16 protein-coding genes and 2 tRNA genes are annotated in these 15,963 nt (G+C 51.2%); 8 read left to right on the forward strand and 10 right to left on the reverse strand.

The window, feature by feature from the left end; all coding sequences use genetic code 11:
• Window positions 1-128: 128 nt before the first annotated feature.
• Window positions 129-746, reverse strand: coding sequence for a LysE family translocator (locus tag E2566_RS18805; protein WP_107168418.1), 618 nt, complete (start codon window positions 744-746; stop codon window positions 129-131).
• A gap of 251 nt (window positions 747-997) precedes the next feature.
• On the opposite strand from E2566_RS18805, the gene E2566_RS18810 reads away from it, so the two are divergent.
• Window positions 998-1,882 (forward strand): LysR substrate-binding domain-containing protein, encoded by an 885-nt coding sequence (locus E2566_RS18810; RefSeq protein WP_107168417.1) that lies wholly within the window; start codon window positions 998-1,000, stop codon window positions 1,880-1,882.
• Window positions 1,883-1,901: 19 nt separating this feature from the next.
• Window positions 1,902-3,068 carry an MFS transporter gene (locus E2566_RS18815; protein ID WP_107168416.1) on the forward strand — a complete coding sequence of 389 codons (1,167 nt, stop codon included), beginning with the start codon at window positions 1,902-1,904 and terminating at the stop codon, window positions 3,066-3,068.
• Between the two features lie 78 nt (window positions 3,069-3,146).
• On the opposite strand, the gene E2566_RS18820 is transcribed toward E2566_RS18815, so the two are convergent.
• The 3 genes from E2566_RS18820 to E2566_RS18830 are packed head-to-tail and all read right to left on the reverse strand — an operon-like array spanning window position 3,147 to window position 5,761.
• On the reverse strand, window positions 3,147-3,965 hold the full coding sequence (locus E2566_RS18820; protein WP_107168415.1) for an ABC transporter ATP-binding protein: 819 nt from the start codon (window positions 3,963-3,965) through the stop codon (window positions 3,147-3,149).
• The gene (locus tag E2566_RS18825; RefSeq protein WP_011095449.1) at window positions 3,962-4,726 is read right to left on the reverse strand and encodes an ABC transporter permease; all 765 of its coding nucleotides are present in this window, start codon (window positions 4,724-4,726) and stop codon (window positions 3,962-3,964) included. The genes E2566_RS18820 and E2566_RS18825 overlap by 4 nt, the downstream gene beginning before the upstream one ends.
• Window positions 4,727-4,741: 15 nt before the next feature.
• Window positions 4,742-5,761: an ABC transporter substrate-binding protein gene (locus E2566_RS18830; RefSeq protein ID WP_107168414.1), complete on the reverse strand. Its 1,020-nt coding sequence runs from the start codon at window positions 5,759-5,761 to the stop codon at window positions 4,742-4,744.
• Window positions 5,762-6,210: 449 nt separating this feature from the next.
• Here E2566_RS18830 and E2566_RS18835 point away from each other — a divergent pair, with 449 nt between their 5' ends.
• A complete protein-coding gene (locus E2566_RS18835; RefSeq protein ID WP_107168413.1) occupies window positions 6,211-7,860 on the forward strand; it encodes a DUF1963 domain-containing protein in 1,650 nt (549 codons plus the stop codon).
• Between the two features lie 125 nt (window positions 7,861-7,985).
• Here E2566_RS18835 and E2566_RS18840 read toward each other — a convergent pair whose 3' ends face one another.
• On the reverse strand, window positions 7,986-8,681 hold the full coding sequence (locus tag E2566_RS18840; RefSeq protein ID WP_107168412.1) for a YjjG family noncanonical pyrimidine nucleotidase: 696 nt from the start codon (window positions 8,679-8,681) through the stop codon (window positions 7,986-7,988).
• Window positions 8,678-9,910, reverse strand: coding sequence for an MFS transporter (locus E2566_RS18845; RefSeq protein WP_107168411.1), 1,233 nt, complete (start codon window positions 9,908-9,910; stop codon window positions 8,678-8,680). Before E2566_RS18845 ends, E2566_RS18840 begins: the two co-directional genes overlap by 4 nt.
• 166 nt (window positions 9,911-10,076) lie before the next feature.
• Here E2566_RS18845 and E2566_RS18850 point away from each other — a divergent pair, with 166 nt between their 5' ends.
• Window positions 10,077-10,682, forward strand: coding sequence for a hypothetical protein (locus tag E2566_RS18850; protein WP_107168410.1), 606 nt, complete (start codon window positions 10,077-10,079; stop codon window positions 10,680-10,682).
• Window positions 10,683-10,727: 45 nt separating this feature from the next.
• Here E2566_RS18850 and E2566_RS18855 read toward each other — a convergent pair whose 3' ends face one another.
• On the reverse strand, window positions 10,728-11,051 hold the full coding sequence (locus E2566_RS18855) for an ArsR/SmtB family transcription factor (protein ID WP_107168409.1): 324 nt from the start codon (window positions 11,049-11,051) through the stop codon (window positions 10,728-10,730).
• 46 nt (window positions 11,052-11,097) lie between these two features.
• Between E2566_RS18855 and E2566_RS18860 the strand changes: the two genes are divergently transcribed.
• Window positions 11,098-11,937, forward strand: coding sequence for an alpha/beta fold hydrolase (locus E2566_RS18860; RefSeq protein ID WP_107168408.1), 840 nt, complete (start codon window positions 11,098-11,100; stop codon window positions 11,935-11,937).
• A gap of 10 nt (window positions 11,938-11,947) precedes the next feature.
• Window positions 11,948-12,574 (forward strand): dimethylsulfonioproprionate lyase family protein, encoded by a 627-nt coding sequence (locus E2566_RS18865; protein WP_107168407.1) that lies wholly within the window; start codon window positions 11,948-11,950, stop codon window positions 12,572-12,574.
• Between the two features lie 81 nt (window positions 12,575-12,655).
• On the opposite strand, the gene E2566_RS18870 is transcribed toward E2566_RS18865, so the two are convergent.
• From E2566_RS18870 to orn, 3 genes are all read right to left on the reverse strand, one after another.
• Window positions 12,656-12,731: transfer RNA gene (locus E2566_RS18870), tRNA-Gly, on the reverse strand.
• Between the two features lie 76 nt (window positions 12,732-12,807).
• Window positions 12,808-12,883 (reverse strand) — tRNA-Gly (locus E2566_RS18875).
• Window positions 12,884-13,076: 193 nt separating this feature from the next.
• Window positions 13,077-13,619 (reverse strand): oligoribonuclease, encoded by a 543-nt coding sequence (orn, locus tag E2566_RS18880; protein WP_107168406.1) that lies wholly within the window; start codon window positions 13,617-13,619, stop codon window positions 13,077-13,079.
• A gap of 183 nt (window positions 13,620-13,802) precedes the next feature.
• Here orn and rsgA point away from each other — a divergent pair, with 183 nt between their 5' ends.
• Window positions 13,803-14,852, forward strand: coding sequence for a small ribosomal subunit biogenesis GTPase RsgA (gene rsgA, locus E2566_RS18885; RefSeq protein WP_107168405.1), 1,050 nt, complete (start codon window positions 13,803-13,805; stop codon window positions 14,850-14,852).
• Between the two features lie 144 nt (window positions 14,853-14,996).
• Window positions 14,997-15,950, forward strand: a complete 954-nt coding sequence (gene asd, locus E2566_RS18890; protein ID WP_107168404.1) for an archaetidylserine decarboxylase — start codon at window positions 14,997-14,999, stop codon at window positions 15,948-15,950.
• The last annotated feature ends 13 nt before the right edge of the window (window positions 15,951-15,963 follow it).

The raw sequence follows: 15,963 nt of genomic DNA on the forward strand, positions 1-15,963 counted from the left end.
GACTATTTTCCTAAATCCTCTCAGCAAACAGGTATAGCATTCCGACTGTTTTCTTGCCTGATCCTCCATTTATTTATGTACAGGCTAGCGAATTCGAAGCGCCTCCCATCATTTCGTCAGCGCGGCCTCTAGAGGGCAATTTTAGTAAACGCCAGAGAAGCACCTAAAGCAATGAGGGCAATGCCGATCCCTTTATCGACCAGATGCTGACGCTCGAGTAACCGACGACGCATAGCCGGTGCGGCAAAAAACAGCGCAACAATACTGAACCAGACCCAGTGCGCCACTGACATGAATAACCCGTAGCCAAAATTATGGCTCATTGGGCTGCCGGGCTGCACGACTTGGGTATAGGTGGCGACAACAAACAGCATCGTTTTCGGGTTAAGGGCATTGGTGAGAAACCCCATACGGAACGCAGCCAGTGATGACGGTGCCTGACCGGATGACGCATCTAATGTTATTTTTGTCTTATTGATTAATGATTTATATCCCATATAAATCAGATATGACGCCCCCAAAATCTTCATCGCCATAAACATCATCGGGGAGTTAACAATGAATACGGCAATGCCAAAAACGGTATACATCACATGAATCTGGACGCCGCAGGCAATGCCAAACGCGCTGAGTAGCCCAGTACGTGAGCCAAACGCATAGCTGTTGCGAGTTACCATCGCAAAATCAGGCCCCGGGCTGATAACCGCCAAAATAGTGATCGTCGCGACGGCAATTAACTCATTCATTAACAGTTTCCTTGTTCAGCAAACCATCATTTTTACGATGATTTTGCACAGATAGAAGACAGGTGGATTAACAGAGAAATACAATGGTCAGTGATGTAGTACGGTTATTAACGATGCCATCCCTACAATATTTTCTCATTATTTAGGCTATTACACATATTTACGCTGGAGCGCAGTTTGATTATTCAGCGTTTGCATGTGCCAAAAAAGCGATTTATCTTGGTGTAAATCTGTCAAATTTCATCGTGTATATGAAACTTCCCTCGTTAGCTTCTTTTCGCTTCTTTGAAGCAGCAGCACAAACAGGTAGCTTTGTTAAAGCCGCCGAGTCTTTGCATGTCACACACGGTGCTGTCAGCAGACAAATTAGATTGCTGGAAGACGCGTTAGGCGTTGAACTGTTTGAACGACGTAACCGGGCGATCTTTTTAAACGCGGCAGGCCGCTCTTTGCACACGGTCACACAGTCTGTCTTCGAGCAGCTTGAAGGGGCGGTATATCGCCTACAGCAAGCTGCGCAGGATGAGGTATTAACGCTGTCATGCGAACCCACGATTGCCATGAAATGGCTGATTCCGCGACTGCCTGCTTTTAATCAGGCGCATCCCGATATCAAACTTCATTTGGTGGCTGCGGGTGGGCCGATCGATTTTGTACGTAGCGGCGTTGATCTCGCGTTGCGGCGTGACGATTTTCACTGGGAACCACAAACGCATGGGGTAAAGGTATGTGACGAATGGATGGGGCCAGTAAGCCGCAATAAAGCCGAGCGCCAAGACAGTCTGGAGGGAATGCGTTTGCTCTACACCGGAACGCGACCAAGAGCGTGGGCAACATGGCAGCGACAGGCACACGTCTCCTTCAAAGGCAGTACCAGAGCTGACTATGAACATTTTTATCTGTGTATTCAGGCTGCGGTTTCAGGGTTAGGTATGGCGATGGCGTCGTTCCTGATGGTGCAAGACGAGATTGGAAGCGGACAATTGCATGCACCGTATGGGTTTGCGCGGGATGGTTCTGCTTATTACTTGCTCTCGCCCGTCCCTCTTGAGCAAAATGAAAAATACGCGCGGTTTCATACCTGGCTCATGAAGGAAGTTTCTACCTGCCTTTCCGGGGTTGAAGAACCTTGTTAACCCCCACACTGGAAGCACAATGACAGCACACTCCCGTGAAGCTAATTTCACGACACTGAACATGATTATTGCCGCCTCCCTCGTGGGGCTCGTCACTGGATACACACTGCCGCTAATCAGTTTAAAACTGGCAGAGCACGGGCACAGCACGACGACGCTCGGTATTCTGGCTGCACTCCCGGCGGCAGGAATGATGCTCTCATCCTTTGTTACCCCGTGGCTCAGCCGCCACCTGCACGCCAGATATCTGTTATCCGGCAGCCTGATTATTCTGGCGGTATCAACCGTCGCCTCATTCCTGCTGTCGCACCCTGTTTCACTCATTTTACCCCGCCTGCTAACCGGGCTCGCTTCAGGGATACTTGTGGTACTGGGAGAAACCTGGGTCACCAGCCGAGCCTCAGACAAACACAAAGCAACACTGACGGGGCTGTATGCCTCCGTTTTCACGGGGTGTCAGCTAATAGGACCGCTGCTTATTGCCGCTGGCGAGACTATTCAAACCTATGCGCTATGGCTGATTGGCGGCATATGTGGCGCCTGTGCGCTTATGCTGAGGAATTGCGACAGCATGGTTCGTGCCGATGAGCAATCCTCGGCGTCTTATCGGGACTTTATCCCTTTTCTCCCCGCGATGGCTTCTGGCGTACTCTGCTTCTCCTTCTTTGACGCCAGCATATTGTCGCTCTTTCCGCTCTACAGCATGGCGCAGGGGCTGGACGAAAAATCCGCGATCTTGTTGGTCACACTCATCTTTCTGGGCGATGCCGTATTTCAAATGCCGATAGGCTGGCTGGCGGACAAATGCGGCATCATAAAAACCCACATCGGCTGCGGCGTCTTTTTCTGTGTGATGCTGATAAGTACCGCCTTCTCGTTTTCCTCTCCCTCACTGCTGGCACCGGCCTGCCTCGCGCTGGGTGCAGCGGCGGGCGGGCTTTACACGTTATCTCTGGTTCGAGCCGGTCAGCGATTTGCTGGTCAGCGGCTGATTGTGATGAATTCCCTTCTGGGGCTAGTGTGGTCTGCGGGTAGTATCACTGGGCCACTGTTCTCCGGTGCAGCGATGACGTTTTACGGCTACGACGGCCTCATCGCTATATTGCTACTCATCGGCGTGTTGTTTGTCGGCATACAGAGCGTATTAAGAAAAGAACACGTACCGCGTTCGCTGAGTGAAGAGTGAAGAGTGAAGAGTGAATGTTCGAAGCCTGTCTCCCAAACCCATTGCCGTTTGGGAGACAGAAAACCAGCTCGACGTTCTCTATGCGGCCATTTCGCGTTTGAATACTTCCAACGTGTGCGCTTTGACGCGAATAAACTCGGGATCGCTCATCGCCTCCGCCCCACGTGGACGCACCAAATCGAAAGGAACAATCTCCGACACCGTCGTTGGCCGACGCGTCAGCAACAGGATTTCGTCCGCCAGAAACACGGCATCCTCCAAATCGTGTGACACGATGACCATTGTCACGCCGGTTGCCAACTGAACCTCTTGCAGTTTGTCGCGGATGAACAGCGTCATTTCAAAATCCAGCGCCGAGAACGGTTCATCCAGAAACATGACTTCCGGCCCCGTCGCTAGCGCCCGCATAATACACACCGTCTGCTGCTGTCCGCCCGACAGTTCATACGGATAGCGCTGAAGGTCGAAACGAATATCAAACATCGCAATCAGTTCATCCATGCGCGTCTGAACATCCTGTTTGCGCATTCCACTGCGCACCAACGGGTAGGCAATATTTTTCCAGGCGCTCATCCAGGGGAAAAGCGCATCACGATAGTTTTGAAACACATACCCGATTCTGGTTTCCGCCAGCGTTTTACCGTCAAACAAAATATCGCCGCTATCAACAGGAATCAGCCCGGCAATCATGTTCATCAGCGTCGATTTACCACAGCCGTTCGGCCCGAAAATAGACACAATCTTGCCGCGCGGCAAATCCAAATTCAGATCGGTATAAAGCGGCTGACCCGCAAACGACTTGTTCAAGCCGCGAATGGTCACATGAGTGTTCGGTGCCGGATAAGGCGGAAAAGTGGTATCCAGTTTTTCCACTTGCGCTGTATGAGATGTCATCATGCTTTGCCACTCCAGTGAACAATTCGTTTTTCTGCGATTAAAAACAGCACGTTAAGCAGATATCCCAGTGCGCCAGTAATCAGGATAGAGGCATACATATCCCGAATATTGAACACCTGCTGAGCATCAATGATGCGGTGTCCCAGCCCCGTTTCGGAACCGATAAACATCTCCGCGACAATCACGATCACCAACGCCATCGACACACCGGTACGCAGCCCGACAAAAGTTTGCGCCAGACTTTCCAGCAGCATGATGTCCTTAAAAATATGCCAGCGAGAGATCCCCATAACCTGTGCCGCCATCAGACGGGTTTTCTTAGCATTCATCACGCCATAAGCGCTGTTGAACAGAATCACCAGCACGGCGGCAAAAGCTGAAATGGCAATTTTATTCGCATCGGTTATCCCGAAAATCAGCAAAAATAGCGGAATCAACGCAGACGACGGCGTAGAGCGGAAAAAGTCGATCAGAAATTCCAGGCTGCGATAAATCTTTTCATTGCTGCCTAGAATAACGCCCAGCGGCACGCCAATCAGTGCAGCAAAACCAAATGCGGCGAGCGTGCGGTATAGCGTCGCGCCGATATCTGTACGCATGCTGACATCCGCGAAGGACTGGAACATATAGCTCAACGTGTCGACTGGCGACGGTAATAAAATGGGGTTCAGCCATTTCGCGCTGACCGCCAACTGCCAAAAGAGAAACAGCAGAATCGGGCCGACAGCGGGTAGTAATTTAGACGTCCAATGCTCACGCATAATCGCACACCTCCCTTAAGGCTGATAAATCAGGCTGCTAACATCCACCGGCTGCCGAAAGATTTTTCTCTCGGTGAACACGTCATAAAACCTCTGGAACCATGCCAGATTGTCGCCTTTTAGCTCGTCGTACATGACAAATCCCGGCAACGGCACCTCTTTACTCAGTTCAACTTCAATACTGGTGTATCCGGTAATGTGTTCGCGCGCCGCTTCTGGATTCTGCTGAATAAACTGCACCGATTTGGCATAAGCTTGCGTGAAGGTCTTCGCCTCAGCAGCGCGGCTTTCGATAAAACCGCTATTTAGCGCCGCCGCACCGCCAAACCACGGCGCATCTGGGTTACCGAGCACATAGCGTGAGATCACTCCCGTTTCCAGCGTACGCGACAGCCCTTTCAGTCGCCCAACTGTCCCCGTAGGCTCCAGCGTATAAACACCGTCGATCTGACCAGCGGCCAGCGCCGCCACATGTTGCCCGACGGGTAATTCCGTCACACGCAGCTCATCCGCCGTAAAGCCATTTTTTTCCAGAATAATTTTGGTCATGACCACATTCTGAATACCCGGCCCACAGGCGATACGCTTGCCCTTCAGCTCCGAGATGCTTTTTACGTCGCTGTTTAGCGGCACCAGAAACTCATCCAATACCATCTGGTGGTTAGAAGGGTTTGAGCAAATGATCTTGAACAAGCCGGGTGAAGTAATTTCCCCTAACCCCAACGCGCCTGTAGCCGTACCGTTGGCGCAGCCGTGTATACGCCCCGTGATCATTCCCTCGACAATCTGCTGTGGGCTGGCGAATTTCACCGCACGAACACTCAATCCCACCTCTTTGAAAAAACCGCGTTCAACGCCCACATATAAAGGTAAGCCGCCCACAATCGGCCAGTAACCAATGCGGATCTCTTCACCTTCTGCGGCGAAAGCAATACCCGGCAGCATGCTGCTTAGCGTCAGCGCACCTGCGCTAACCGCTGACCACTTCATTAATTGCCTGCGTTTACGATCGATCTTGTCATTGTTATTTTTCATTGTGTTCCCCCTTCAACGGTGAGCTAACAACAGCTGATCATCACCAGCCTGAAAAAACCGATCAGGTCGATTGCCTGAGTCGCGCCATCTTGTACACAAGACGGTATATAAGACTAAGCACAGGCCGTGCCATGATTCCTGACTCCGTGAAAATGCAGTAAACGCGCCGTTCTGACAGGAACGCGCGCACCAAAAAAAGGCAAAACGTTACAAAAATGCATTACGAGTGATGCAACGTCATCGGCAGTCAGTGCGTCGATACCTTTAGGGGTAAAGCCATCCTGCATCATAAAAAATCATCGGCTGCCGTGTTTTTTCTACGTTACGTGGGGGATTGGTTGCCTCACCATTCGGTGGCGGATTGTGATGAATTCCCTTTCGGGAAGGCATCACCCGCGGGTAGTATCACTGGACGACGGTTTTCTGAAATCAGCATTCAAGGAATAGCCATGCCAATCATACACACGGATGTTTTATCTATAGACTTCCCCCCGAATTTCACTTCCGTTGAGCAAATCGGACAGGGCGCGCTCGGTCAGTATCCTACTGACGACAGTCTCGTCGTGCTGGATATTTATCCGGTTGATAGGGAATTACTACACAAAACAGAAACGGTACAAGCTGAGCAATACCGCGCTTTCTGCGGAAAAATCTATGGAAAGCTCACCTGGCTTGAAGAAAAAACGTTAGCCCTTGGAAACGACAGCGCATTGTTAATGACGGCTGAAGGGGTTTACGGCTTTGCTTACCTGTTCGCGTTTATCCGCTTAACCGACACGGTCTGCCTTTTCGCAGGGGGATACTGCCCGCTGGAGCAGCAACAAGAGCACTTCATCACAATGGAAGCCGCACTGCGCAGCCTGCGAATTGTCACTGCCACACCAGAAACGGCATATCACAGCCACCTGCAAGCGAAGGGAGCAAAAACGGCCACAACACAGGGCAACGATGCGAAAGCAAAGCAGAGAAGCATCGTAGAGACACCAATCTACCCTCCTGTAACGCGAGATCCTGCCCTGTTCCCGTTGCTGGCTGAACATTCTCCGCAGCGCCAGCATCTTATGAACACGTTACTCTCAGCTGATGCCATCACGCCTATCGCCTATGCCGTATCTGGCACTTTACGCAGTAGCATCGATTTCTATCATGGCGCAGAAGACGACCACTCAGGGCTGGGTAACCACCGACTCGGCGGCCTGCCAGATTTACCTGTCGATATTCCTTACCCTTGTGTCAGCGTCGCCAAGGACACCCTGCTTGAGTACGAAGAATGCTGGGAAGCAAGTGATGACGAAGAAGATGTCTGCATTTTCCCTTGGGACGACGTCACACAGACCTATCGTGTACCGTTGGAATTTATTGCACAGGTAGACTGCCGTGATTTGGCCCCATTGCAGAGCTATTTGCCACGCGAAGGCACGTTATTCTTCTTTCTGGAGTGTGGAAGTAGCCCTTTGACGACCAGAGGGAAAGTTATCTATGTGCAGGATACGGCGAGCCTGAGTAGTGGAACACGCTTTGCCGAACTGGCTTTCAATGACGAAAAGACCCTCGGGCAAAAGCCCGCCTTTAAACTGCATCCCAGAGCCAGCGTTACCGTACCCAGTTTTTACGCATTACGCCAAAATCCTCATATTGGTTCCATACTCTGCTCACGCATGAGTCTGGAACAGCAGGCAGCACTGGATGATGATGAATACGACGATGTGCTATCCCGTCTTGGCTTTGCACAATATTATGCCTGGAAGCTGCGGCAGTTGGGGGCATTCAATCTATTACCTGATAGTAAAGCGACTGAAGAACAGCTGGCCTGGATGACCGAAAACGACATGCTGCCATCGGACTTTCCGCCGGATGCGCCGTTGCCTGAATATCAGGGCATTGCCCGAGTCAACGGCTGTGGTTTCAGCCAGCATGAATTACCAGAGTTGCAGGCAGCACAGAAATTGGGTGGCGAAGCACAAGACTGGCTGGTGCTATTTCAGGTTTGTCTGGATGGGCAATTTCAGTGGGATGACGGCATACTGAATTTCATCATCCATCGCACCGACCTTGCCGCTCAACGCTTCGACCGAATATTCATGGTCTGCGACTATTGAGGACGTACATGTTGCTAAAGCGAACGCAGCAGTGTTGATAAGTCTGCTGAGCTCACGAGCCAGTGCGACGACAACCCACCGCGGATTAATCGCGGCGATTGTCGTTGATATTATGCGATACAGGATTAAGACTTGGCACTGAGCTGCGTGAAGACATCCCGTAGCGTTGCGGCCTCGTAGGTTGGCGTAATATCCGACTCGTTGGCGGCTCCGTTTGCATTGAACCAGCAGCTGTCTATGCCGTACAGGTTTGCTCCCAGAATATCGGCATCAAGCCTGTCTCCCACGATGATCGCCTTGGTTTTCTCAAATGCGCTGAATTTATTGGCTGAGAACTCAAAGAAGCGCGCGTCCGGCTTCGCAAATCCGCAAGCCTCAGAGGTAGCAACGAACGTGAGCCAGTCTGCCAGCCCCGAGTTCGCCACTCGCTTCGCCTGCACATACTCAATACCGTTGGTAATAATGCCAACTTCACCGATCTCAGCAAGCGCTTCGCATATCTGGACTGCGCCATCTACCAGCACCACAGTCTCAGGCAGGCATTCCAAATAGAGGCGGCTTGCCTTATCGGGATCGATGTCGATGCCATGCAGAGAGAACGTGCGGCGGAATCGTTCTACTTTCAGTAAATCTTTGGTGATTTCTCCCTTCTCGAATTCACTCCATAGTTGAGAGTTCTCACGCTGATAGTCTGCAAACAGAGTGGTATTTTCAATATCGACGCCAAGGTTTGTCAGCGTGCGGGCGAACGAAAGCCGCTCAGAGGCTTTGAAATCTAACAGCGTGTCGTCAAGGTCAAACAGGAAGTGGCGGTATTTCATAAATGTTGGTTACTCGAAATCAAGGAATCGTTTTTGGTGGAGACGGACTGCGCGGGCTTAGCCGCCGTCAGCGCGCGGTTAACACCCAGAATCACAACGAGGAATGATAGCGTCAATATCCCAATCATCACCCACGGAAATGCGCCCGGACCTGCGCTGCTGAGGAGTAATCCTCCAATAACGCCTCCAGCCGCGACAGCGGTGTTCCATGATGTAGTAGACATCGACTGTGCGACATCTACGGCATCAGACGAAAGATGGGTCATGGCCGTTTGCGTGACGACAGAGAACCCCCCGAAAGAGATTCCCCACATAAAGACGGCCAGAACCAAAATGACCTGTACATCGGACCAAAGACCCAGAAGTAGCGTCGCTGCGGCGAATAACATAACTTCGGCAGGGCCAAGACGCTTTAGATTTCCATCAACGATGATGCCAGACAGCACAAGGCCAAAAACCGCACCCGCTCCGAAAATGAATAGAACCCCGTTGAGCCAGTCACCCATGGCTGAAGCGACGAGGAAAGGTTCGATGTAAATATAGAGAATGTTGTGCGTGACAATATAAGTGAGGATCAATGCAAGCGTCGCTCCGACGCCGCGCTTGGAGGCGACCTGAGGTAGCGATAGCCGCTTATCAGCCGATTCGCCTGGGAAGTCAGGGGCAAAAATCGCGATCCAAACAACAAGAAGCACCGCGATAACCGACACTAACCCAAATGCGCCCTGCCAGCCGATCGCTAACCCGAGAAGGCCGCCAATCGGCACGCCGAGAACTAACGCGGCCGTAGAGCCTGCGCCGACAATAGCGATGGCACGCCCAAGTAACCAACGGGGAACCATACGAGATGCGTACCCGGCAAGCATCGACCAAACCACCCCGCCGAACAGACCTGCAACAAAGCGGGCAGCCAGTGATAAAACGTAGTTGTCCGAAACCGCAGTCACCGCATTAACGATGGCAAATCCGCTAATCGCTACAAGCAACAGAGGTTTGCGCCGCATTCCCCGCGTCAGCGCCGTAGCGGGGATCGCGGATAACAGCGCCCCCAGCGCAAATGCGGTAATGAACTGACCCGCCAGACTTTCGGACACGTCCAGACCCGTCGCGATCGAACTGAGGAGCCCTGCTGGCATGATCTCAGTCAGTAAGGTCAGAAACGCGGCTGTCGCAAGCGCGAGAAGCTTTAACACGGGAAGAGACGGGGATGGAATTCGATTTGCACTCAAAATGATTATTCACCTGTAACGCTGGCCTGTCGTGGCGCACTAATTTTCTGCCACCTGAATAGAGATGATACCATCACATCCATATACAAACAGGTAACATGATGATTCCTGAAAGTCACCATGTTGCGGATACGCATTCAGAGGCACAATACGTGGTTGGTCAACAATGTTAAAAACATCTTTCTTTAATCTATTTGCGATGTATTTAAAAGAATCGACCATTCGGTATCCCGGTATTTTTGGGCTTAAGGATTTTTCGCCGACAGAACTGATTTCTCAAGAGTATGAGTTAGTCGGCGAACCGGCTGATTTTCATTTTTATGAGAAGGATTATGTTGTTGGTTACCATAATAAAAAATTGGATATTGTTTTTAAACACTACTTTTACCTCGATGAAAATGCCGGAAGCGGTCTCTCTGTCGGGAAAGGAGTGAGCCTTATTTCCCTTTTGCAATACTATAAGGCCGCTGGTTTGGCGGATGGAACGATTGAACCAATATTTGATTTTTATTTTTCGGATGATAAGAAAGACGGTGCCGTTATATTAGAAAACGCGATCGTCGTTCGCTTCAGCCAATCAAGTAAAAGAGGGCAATATTCCGTTGTCACTATTGAAAGTGATTTTAGTGAGTCGGCACAGTTTCAGATGGTCTCAACCAATGCGGTTAAAAAAACCATGCTCGCCTATGACGCTACATTACCGCTCTCAAAATCAACGCTCAGGAAAAAATCCAGTGCGTTTTTCGGGCTGGCTAAATTTCTGTCAGTTTGAACGTTTTGTTGTGATTACAGGCTGTCAGAAGCAGAATATTTTTCTTTAGCCCTCGGTTTTTCCACACAGTTCTTCAGACAGCCACTGAATGTAATCCGCCAATGCCGTCTCATTTCTCTGACAGTACGTCCATTTCTGGTAGCGCTTTACCGTAATAAAACCCGCCTGTCGTAACAGATCGACATGCCGGCTGGCGGTTGGCTGAGCGATATGCAATGCATCGGCGATCAGCGTAATGCACACGCCAAATTCCTGCGGATCGGCCGACATTTGTCCGCTGAAATGTTGTTGCGGATGCTTAAGCAACCGGAGGATTTCCAACCGTGGCTCACTGGCTAATGCTTTGACTTGGGTTGATCTCTCACTCATCTTTCGTATTATATAGTCATATAGCTAATATTGAATATAATAATACATGCTTGAGCTGAAACATAACTTTATTTTCGAAGACCAGCCTGTTGCCTGGGGATGTATGGGGCAAGGCCCCGCGCTGGTGCTGATTCACGGTACCCCCTTTTCTTCCCAAGTATGGCGGCGCATCGCTCCCCTGCTTTCCTCACACTGGACCGTTTATTACTACGACATGGTGGGCTACGGGCGATCACATCAATCTGCCGGACAGCAGGTATCGCTTGGCGTGCAGGATCGGCTATTGGCCGCACTCCTGAAAGAATGGGAACTGACGCGACCCGACATACTTTGCCATGATTTCGGCGGCGCGACGGCGCTACGCGGCTATTTCCTGCAAGGTCTCCGCTATGCCTCGCTGACGTTATTTGATGCGGTCGCCATTTCCCCGTGGGGATCGCCCTTTGTTGCACATGTCAGAAAACATCAGGACGCCTTCACCGGCTTGCCGGAATACGTTCATGATGCGTTGCTCAAGGCATATTTGCAGGGCGCGGCTTATCAGCCGCTATCGGAAGGCACGCTGAACATTTATATGTCGCCGTGGCAAGGAGAAGTCGGGCAAGCCGCTTTTTATCGGCAAATAGCCCAGATGGATCAGTGCTATACCGACGACATTGAGTCATCGCTCACCAAACTTGATTGTCCGGTGAATATGTTATGGGGCGAGCAGGATGAGTGGATACCACTTGAGGTCGGCAAACGTCTGGCACATCGACTCGGCGATGCACCTTTACAGATCGTCAAAAACGCAGGGCATCTTGTTCAAGAAGATGCCCCCGAAGCCATCGTTCAATCGATGTATTCCTTGCTACTACAGCGGGCGGGAACATCATCCTCACGGTAAGGCGGCATTCATGAGCAGCAGTGACGGCATTCTCGAACGCTTACTCTTCACGATCCATAAGCGGCTAGTCTCGATCCCCATCACTCCGCAGTTATGTAAAGGCATCGCCCCAATCGCTAACAGCTGGCCTTCCGAACCAGAAAAAAACACGCGATTGAGTACCTCTTCGCCTCTGCCTGCGGTTGATTACCTTGAACGAGCGTTGAAAATTGGAGAAACATCAGGAGACAGAGAAATATGCTCGATGCTCAGGTTAGTAGCCCCAGAATTACGCTGGAACTTTGATTATACCCCGCATCCCGAGTTCCCATATCTGGATGAAAACGTCGCTTTTACACAATTTGTCGGGCCAGACGATCTCTGGGTATCTTCTCACTTAGCGATAGGGTTGACGCTTATTGCGCCAGAAACACACTATCCAGCGCATTACCACCCCGCGACGGAGATTTACCTTCCTCTGGCTGGCACAGGTTTATGGGCGATGGGGAATGGGGGTTACTTTCCGCGCCAGCCCGGTGAGTTAATTTTTCACCCTAGTGGGGCGACACACGCGACCCAGACACAAAAAGAACCCGTTCTCGCGCTATACATTTGGCACGGCGATATCCGTTCGCCTTCTGAATGGCAACATGAATAGCAGGCGGCTAAAGGCAATAAAACACAGAGACAACAAGAAATTATAAATTTTGGAAGTAATTAAAAAAGAAGAAAAAAAGATTGGAGCGGGAAACGAGACTCGAACTCGCGACCCCGACCTTGGCAAGGTCGTGCTCTACCAACTGAGCTATTCCCGCATATCGGACAGACGAAAACAGGCGTTACGTCTGATTACTGCACACGGCTTGTATGGTGACAAACAGTGATAAAACTTGGAGCGGGAAACGAGACTCGAACTCGCGACCCCGACCTTGGCAAGGTCGTGCTCTACCAACTGAGCTATTCCCGCCCGGGAAATCTGCATACGATGTTGAAGTTCTTTACTTGAAATTCTTCATCGGTATGGGGTGCGCATTATACGAGAAATCCGTTCAACCGCAAGCCCCAGAAAATGAAAAATCGTCTGACTGCTGATAAAAACGACATCATGGCGTAAATATCAGCAAATCGCGGCACATCTATACTCTACCGCCTCGCTTCACCTACAGTCGCAGAAAATTCTCACGGTAATAGGCCAGTTCCGCCAGCGATTCACGAATGTCGTCCATCGCCTGATGTGTGCCTTGCTTCTTAAAGCCCGCCATAATTTCCGGCTTCCAGCGTCGCGCCAACTCTTTTAGCGTGCTGACATCCAGATAACGGTAGTGGAAGTAGGCTTCCAACTCTGGCATATAACGGAACAGGAAACGGCGATCCTGACCAATACTGTTGCCACAGATCGGCGATTTACCCGCAGGCACCCATTTTTGTAAAAATGCCAGCGTTTCCCGCTCGGCAGCACGTTCGTCCGTGGTGCTGGCTTTAACGCGTTCAGTCAGTCCGCTGGTACCGTGCGTGCGCACATTCCAGTCATCCATCAGTGCCAGTTGGCTATCCGACTGGTGCACCGCCAGTACCGGTCCTTCGGCCAACACGTTCAAATTTGCATCCGTAACCAGCGTTGCGATCTCAATGATGCGATCGTGATCCGGGTTGAGGCCGGTCATCTCAAGATCGATCCAGATCAGGTTATTTTCATCTACCATCGTGGGAATTCCTGTTGCATTGTGCCCTGTCATCGATACAAGGATACCAGTATCAATCTCAATGCTGATACCGACAAAGTGGTATCAGTTAATTAAAATCAAATAGGGTGTATTATAGTCTGTTAAAACGCAGCGGGCGATAACGCACTGCCGCGAACGATAAATCGTCTTAAGTGAGGCTCAGTGAGCAAAAAGAAACTGTCGAAAGGTCAGCAGCGTCGGGTTAGCGCAAACCACCAGCGTCGCCTGAAAAAAACGGAAAGCAAAGTCGAATGGGAAGATAGCCAACTGGGCGATGCGCAGGAAGGCATTATCATCAGCCGATTTGGCATGCACGCCGATGTAGAATCCACTGATGGCGTCGTGCACCGCTGCAACATTCGTCGGACAATTTCATCGCTGGTCACAGGCGACCAGGTCGTCTGGCGTCCTGGCCATGAATCGCTCGCTGGCATCAGCGGGATCGTGGAAGCCGTTCATCCCCGTCATTCGGTCCTTACGCGCCCTGACTATTATGATGGCATTAAACCGATCGCCGCCAATATCGATCAGATCGTGATCGTTTCAGCGATCTTGCCCGAACTGTCGCTAAATATTATCGATCGCTATCTGGTCGCCTGCGAAACGCTGGAGATCGAACCGCTGATCGTACTGAACAAAATTGACCTGCTGGATGATAAATCCCGTCAATTTGTCGATGAACTGATGGATATTTACCGCGCGCTCAAGTACCGCGTGTTGATGGTTTCCAGCCATACCCAACAGGGTATTCCCGAACTGGAGCAAGCGCTCACCGACCGCATCAGCATTTTCGCTGGGCAATCAGGCGTTGGGAAATCCAGCCTGCTTAACGCGCTGCTTGCGTTGGGTGAAGAACGCATTCTGGTGAATGAGGTTTCCGACACATCAGGATTGGGGCAACACACCACCACCGCCTCCCGGCTTTACCACTTCCCGCATGGCGGCGACGTCATCGACTCACCGGGCGTACGTGAATTTGGTCTGTGGCATCTGGAGCCAGAACAGGTTACGCGTGGTTTCATTGAGCTACGCGAATACATCGGCTCGTGCAAGTTCCGCGATTGTAAACATGAAAACGATCCGGGCTGTGCGATTAACGCCGCACGTGAGCGCGGAGATATTGCTGTAGAGCGCTTTGATAACTACCACCGAATTCTCGAAAGCATGGCGCAAGTAAAAACGCGTAAAGGCTTTTCGGATACAGATAACTGACATTTATCATGACCGTCGTTACAATGCGCCCCCTTTGAGGGTAAGTGAATCCGCTTGCTCTCTTTCTGGGTTACCGCTGGCGGTACTAAGCGTGTTCCCCAGAAAGCTTGTTTTATGGCGCACTATTAACCCAAGAGGCTCACTGTGCTGGATAATATTAAAATCAAACTACAGTATTGGCTTCCCAAGATCTGGCTGACCCGCTTAGCGGGCTGGGGAGCAAATAAGCGTGCGGGAAAACTCACCAAGCTGGTGATCGATCTGTTTGTCCGTCAATACAACGTCAACATGCAGGAAGCTCAGCAGCCGGACACCGCTTCCTATCGCACGTTTAACGAATTTTTCGTTCGCCCTCTTCGCCCAGGCATTCGTCCTGTCGATCCCCATGCGCACCGTCTGGTGCAGCCGGCAGACGGCGTGCTATCGCAGTTTGGCCCGATTACCGACGGCAAGCTGATTCAGGCAAAACATCATGATTACACTCTAGAAGCGCTGCTGGCTGGCAACTATGTGATGGCCGAGCTGTTCCGCGATGGTCTGTTTGCCACCATTTATCTTTCGCCGCGTGACTATCACCGCCTCCACATGCCGTGTGACGGCGTATTGCGGGAAATGATTTACGTCCCAGGTGATCTGTTCTCCGTCAATCTGCTGACGGCAGATAACGTGCCGAATCTGTTTGCGCGTAACGAACGCGTCATTTGCCTGTTTGATACTGAGTTTGGCCCATTGGCACAAATTCTAGTCGGCGCAACCATTGTCGGCAGCATTGAAACCGTGTGGTCGGGTGTGGTGACGCCACCGCGTGAAGGTATCATCAAACGTTGGACTTACCCGCAGGCGGGCGAAGAAGGTGCCATCGTGCTGGCGAAAGGCGAAGAAATGGGTCGCTTCAAGCTGGGCTCAACGGTGATTAACCTGTTTGCCACAGGCAATAATCTCCAGTTTGCCGCACACCTGAATACCATGAGTGTGACCCGTATGGGTGAGCCATTTGCCGAAGTCCGTCAAGATGAGCCAGCATCCGTTGTCTTCCCGGAAGGCACCGAGCTGGAAGAAAACGGCACGCAGACAGGCCACAAGCCCGACGCACCGTAAATAACGTCCGACT

The organism is Pectobacterium punjabense (assembly GCF_012427845.1).
GTDB classification, from domain to species: domain Bacteria; phylum Pseudomonadota; class Gammaproteobacteria; order Enterobacterales; family Enterobacteriaceae; genus Pectobacterium; species Pectobacterium punjabense.

What these genes read in the sequence shown, in the direction of transcription:
- E2566_RS18860 (WP_107168408.1), top strand. Translation starts at nt 11,098, where the DNA reads ATGCTTGAGCTGAAACATAACTTTATTTTCGAAGACCAGCCTGTTGCC.
- E2566_RS18820 (WP_107168415.1), bottom strand. Translation starts at nt 3,965, where the DNA reads ATGATGACATCTCATACAGCGCAAGTGGAAAAACTGGATACCACTTTT.
- E2566_RS18865 (WP_107168407.1), top strand. Translation starts at nt 11,948, where the DNA reads ATGAGCAGCAGTGACGGCATTCTCGAACGCTTACTCTTCACGATCCAT.
- E2566_RS18850 (WP_107168410.1), top strand. Translation starts at nt 10,077, where the DNA reads ATGTTAAAAACATCTTTCTTTAATCTATTTGCGATGTATTTAAAAGAA.
- E2566_RS18830 (WP_107168414.1), bottom strand. Translation starts at nt 5,761, where the DNA reads ATGAAAAATAACAATGACAAGATCGATCGTAAACGCAGGCAATTAATG.
- E2566_RS18805 (WP_107168418.1), bottom strand. Translation starts at nt 746, where the DNA reads ATGAATGAGTTAATTGCCGTCGCGACGATCACTATTTTGGCGGTTATC.
- E2566_RS18855 (WP_107168409.1), bottom strand. Translation starts at nt 11,051, where the DNA reads ATGAGTGAGAGATCAACCCAAGTCAAAGCATTAGCCAGTGAGCCACGG.
- E2566_RS18840 (WP_107168412.1), bottom strand. Translation starts at nt 8,681, where the DNA reads ATGAAATACCGCCACTTCCTGTTTGACCTTGACGACACGCTGTTAGAT.
- E2566_RS18810 (WP_107168417.1), top strand. Translation starts at nt 998, where the DNA reads ATGAAACTTCCCTCGTTAGCTTCTTTTCGCTTCTTTGAAGCAGCAGCA.
- E2566_RS18835 (WP_107168413.1), top strand. Translation starts at nt 6,211, where the DNA reads ATGCCAATCATACACACGGATGTTTTATCTATAGACTTCCCCCCGAAT.
- E2566_RS18815 (WP_107168416.1), top strand. Translation starts at nt 1,902, where the DNA reads ATGACAGCACACTCCCGTGAAGCTAATTTCACGACACTGAACATGATT.
- E2566_RS18825 (WP_011095449.1), bottom strand. Translation starts at nt 4,726, where the DNA reads ATGCGTGAGCATTGGACGTCTAAATTACTACCCGCTGTCGGCCCGATT.
- orn (WP_107168406.1), bottom strand. Translation starts at nt 13,619, where the DNA reads ATGGTAGATGAAAATAACCTGATCTGGATCGATCTTGAGATGACCGGC.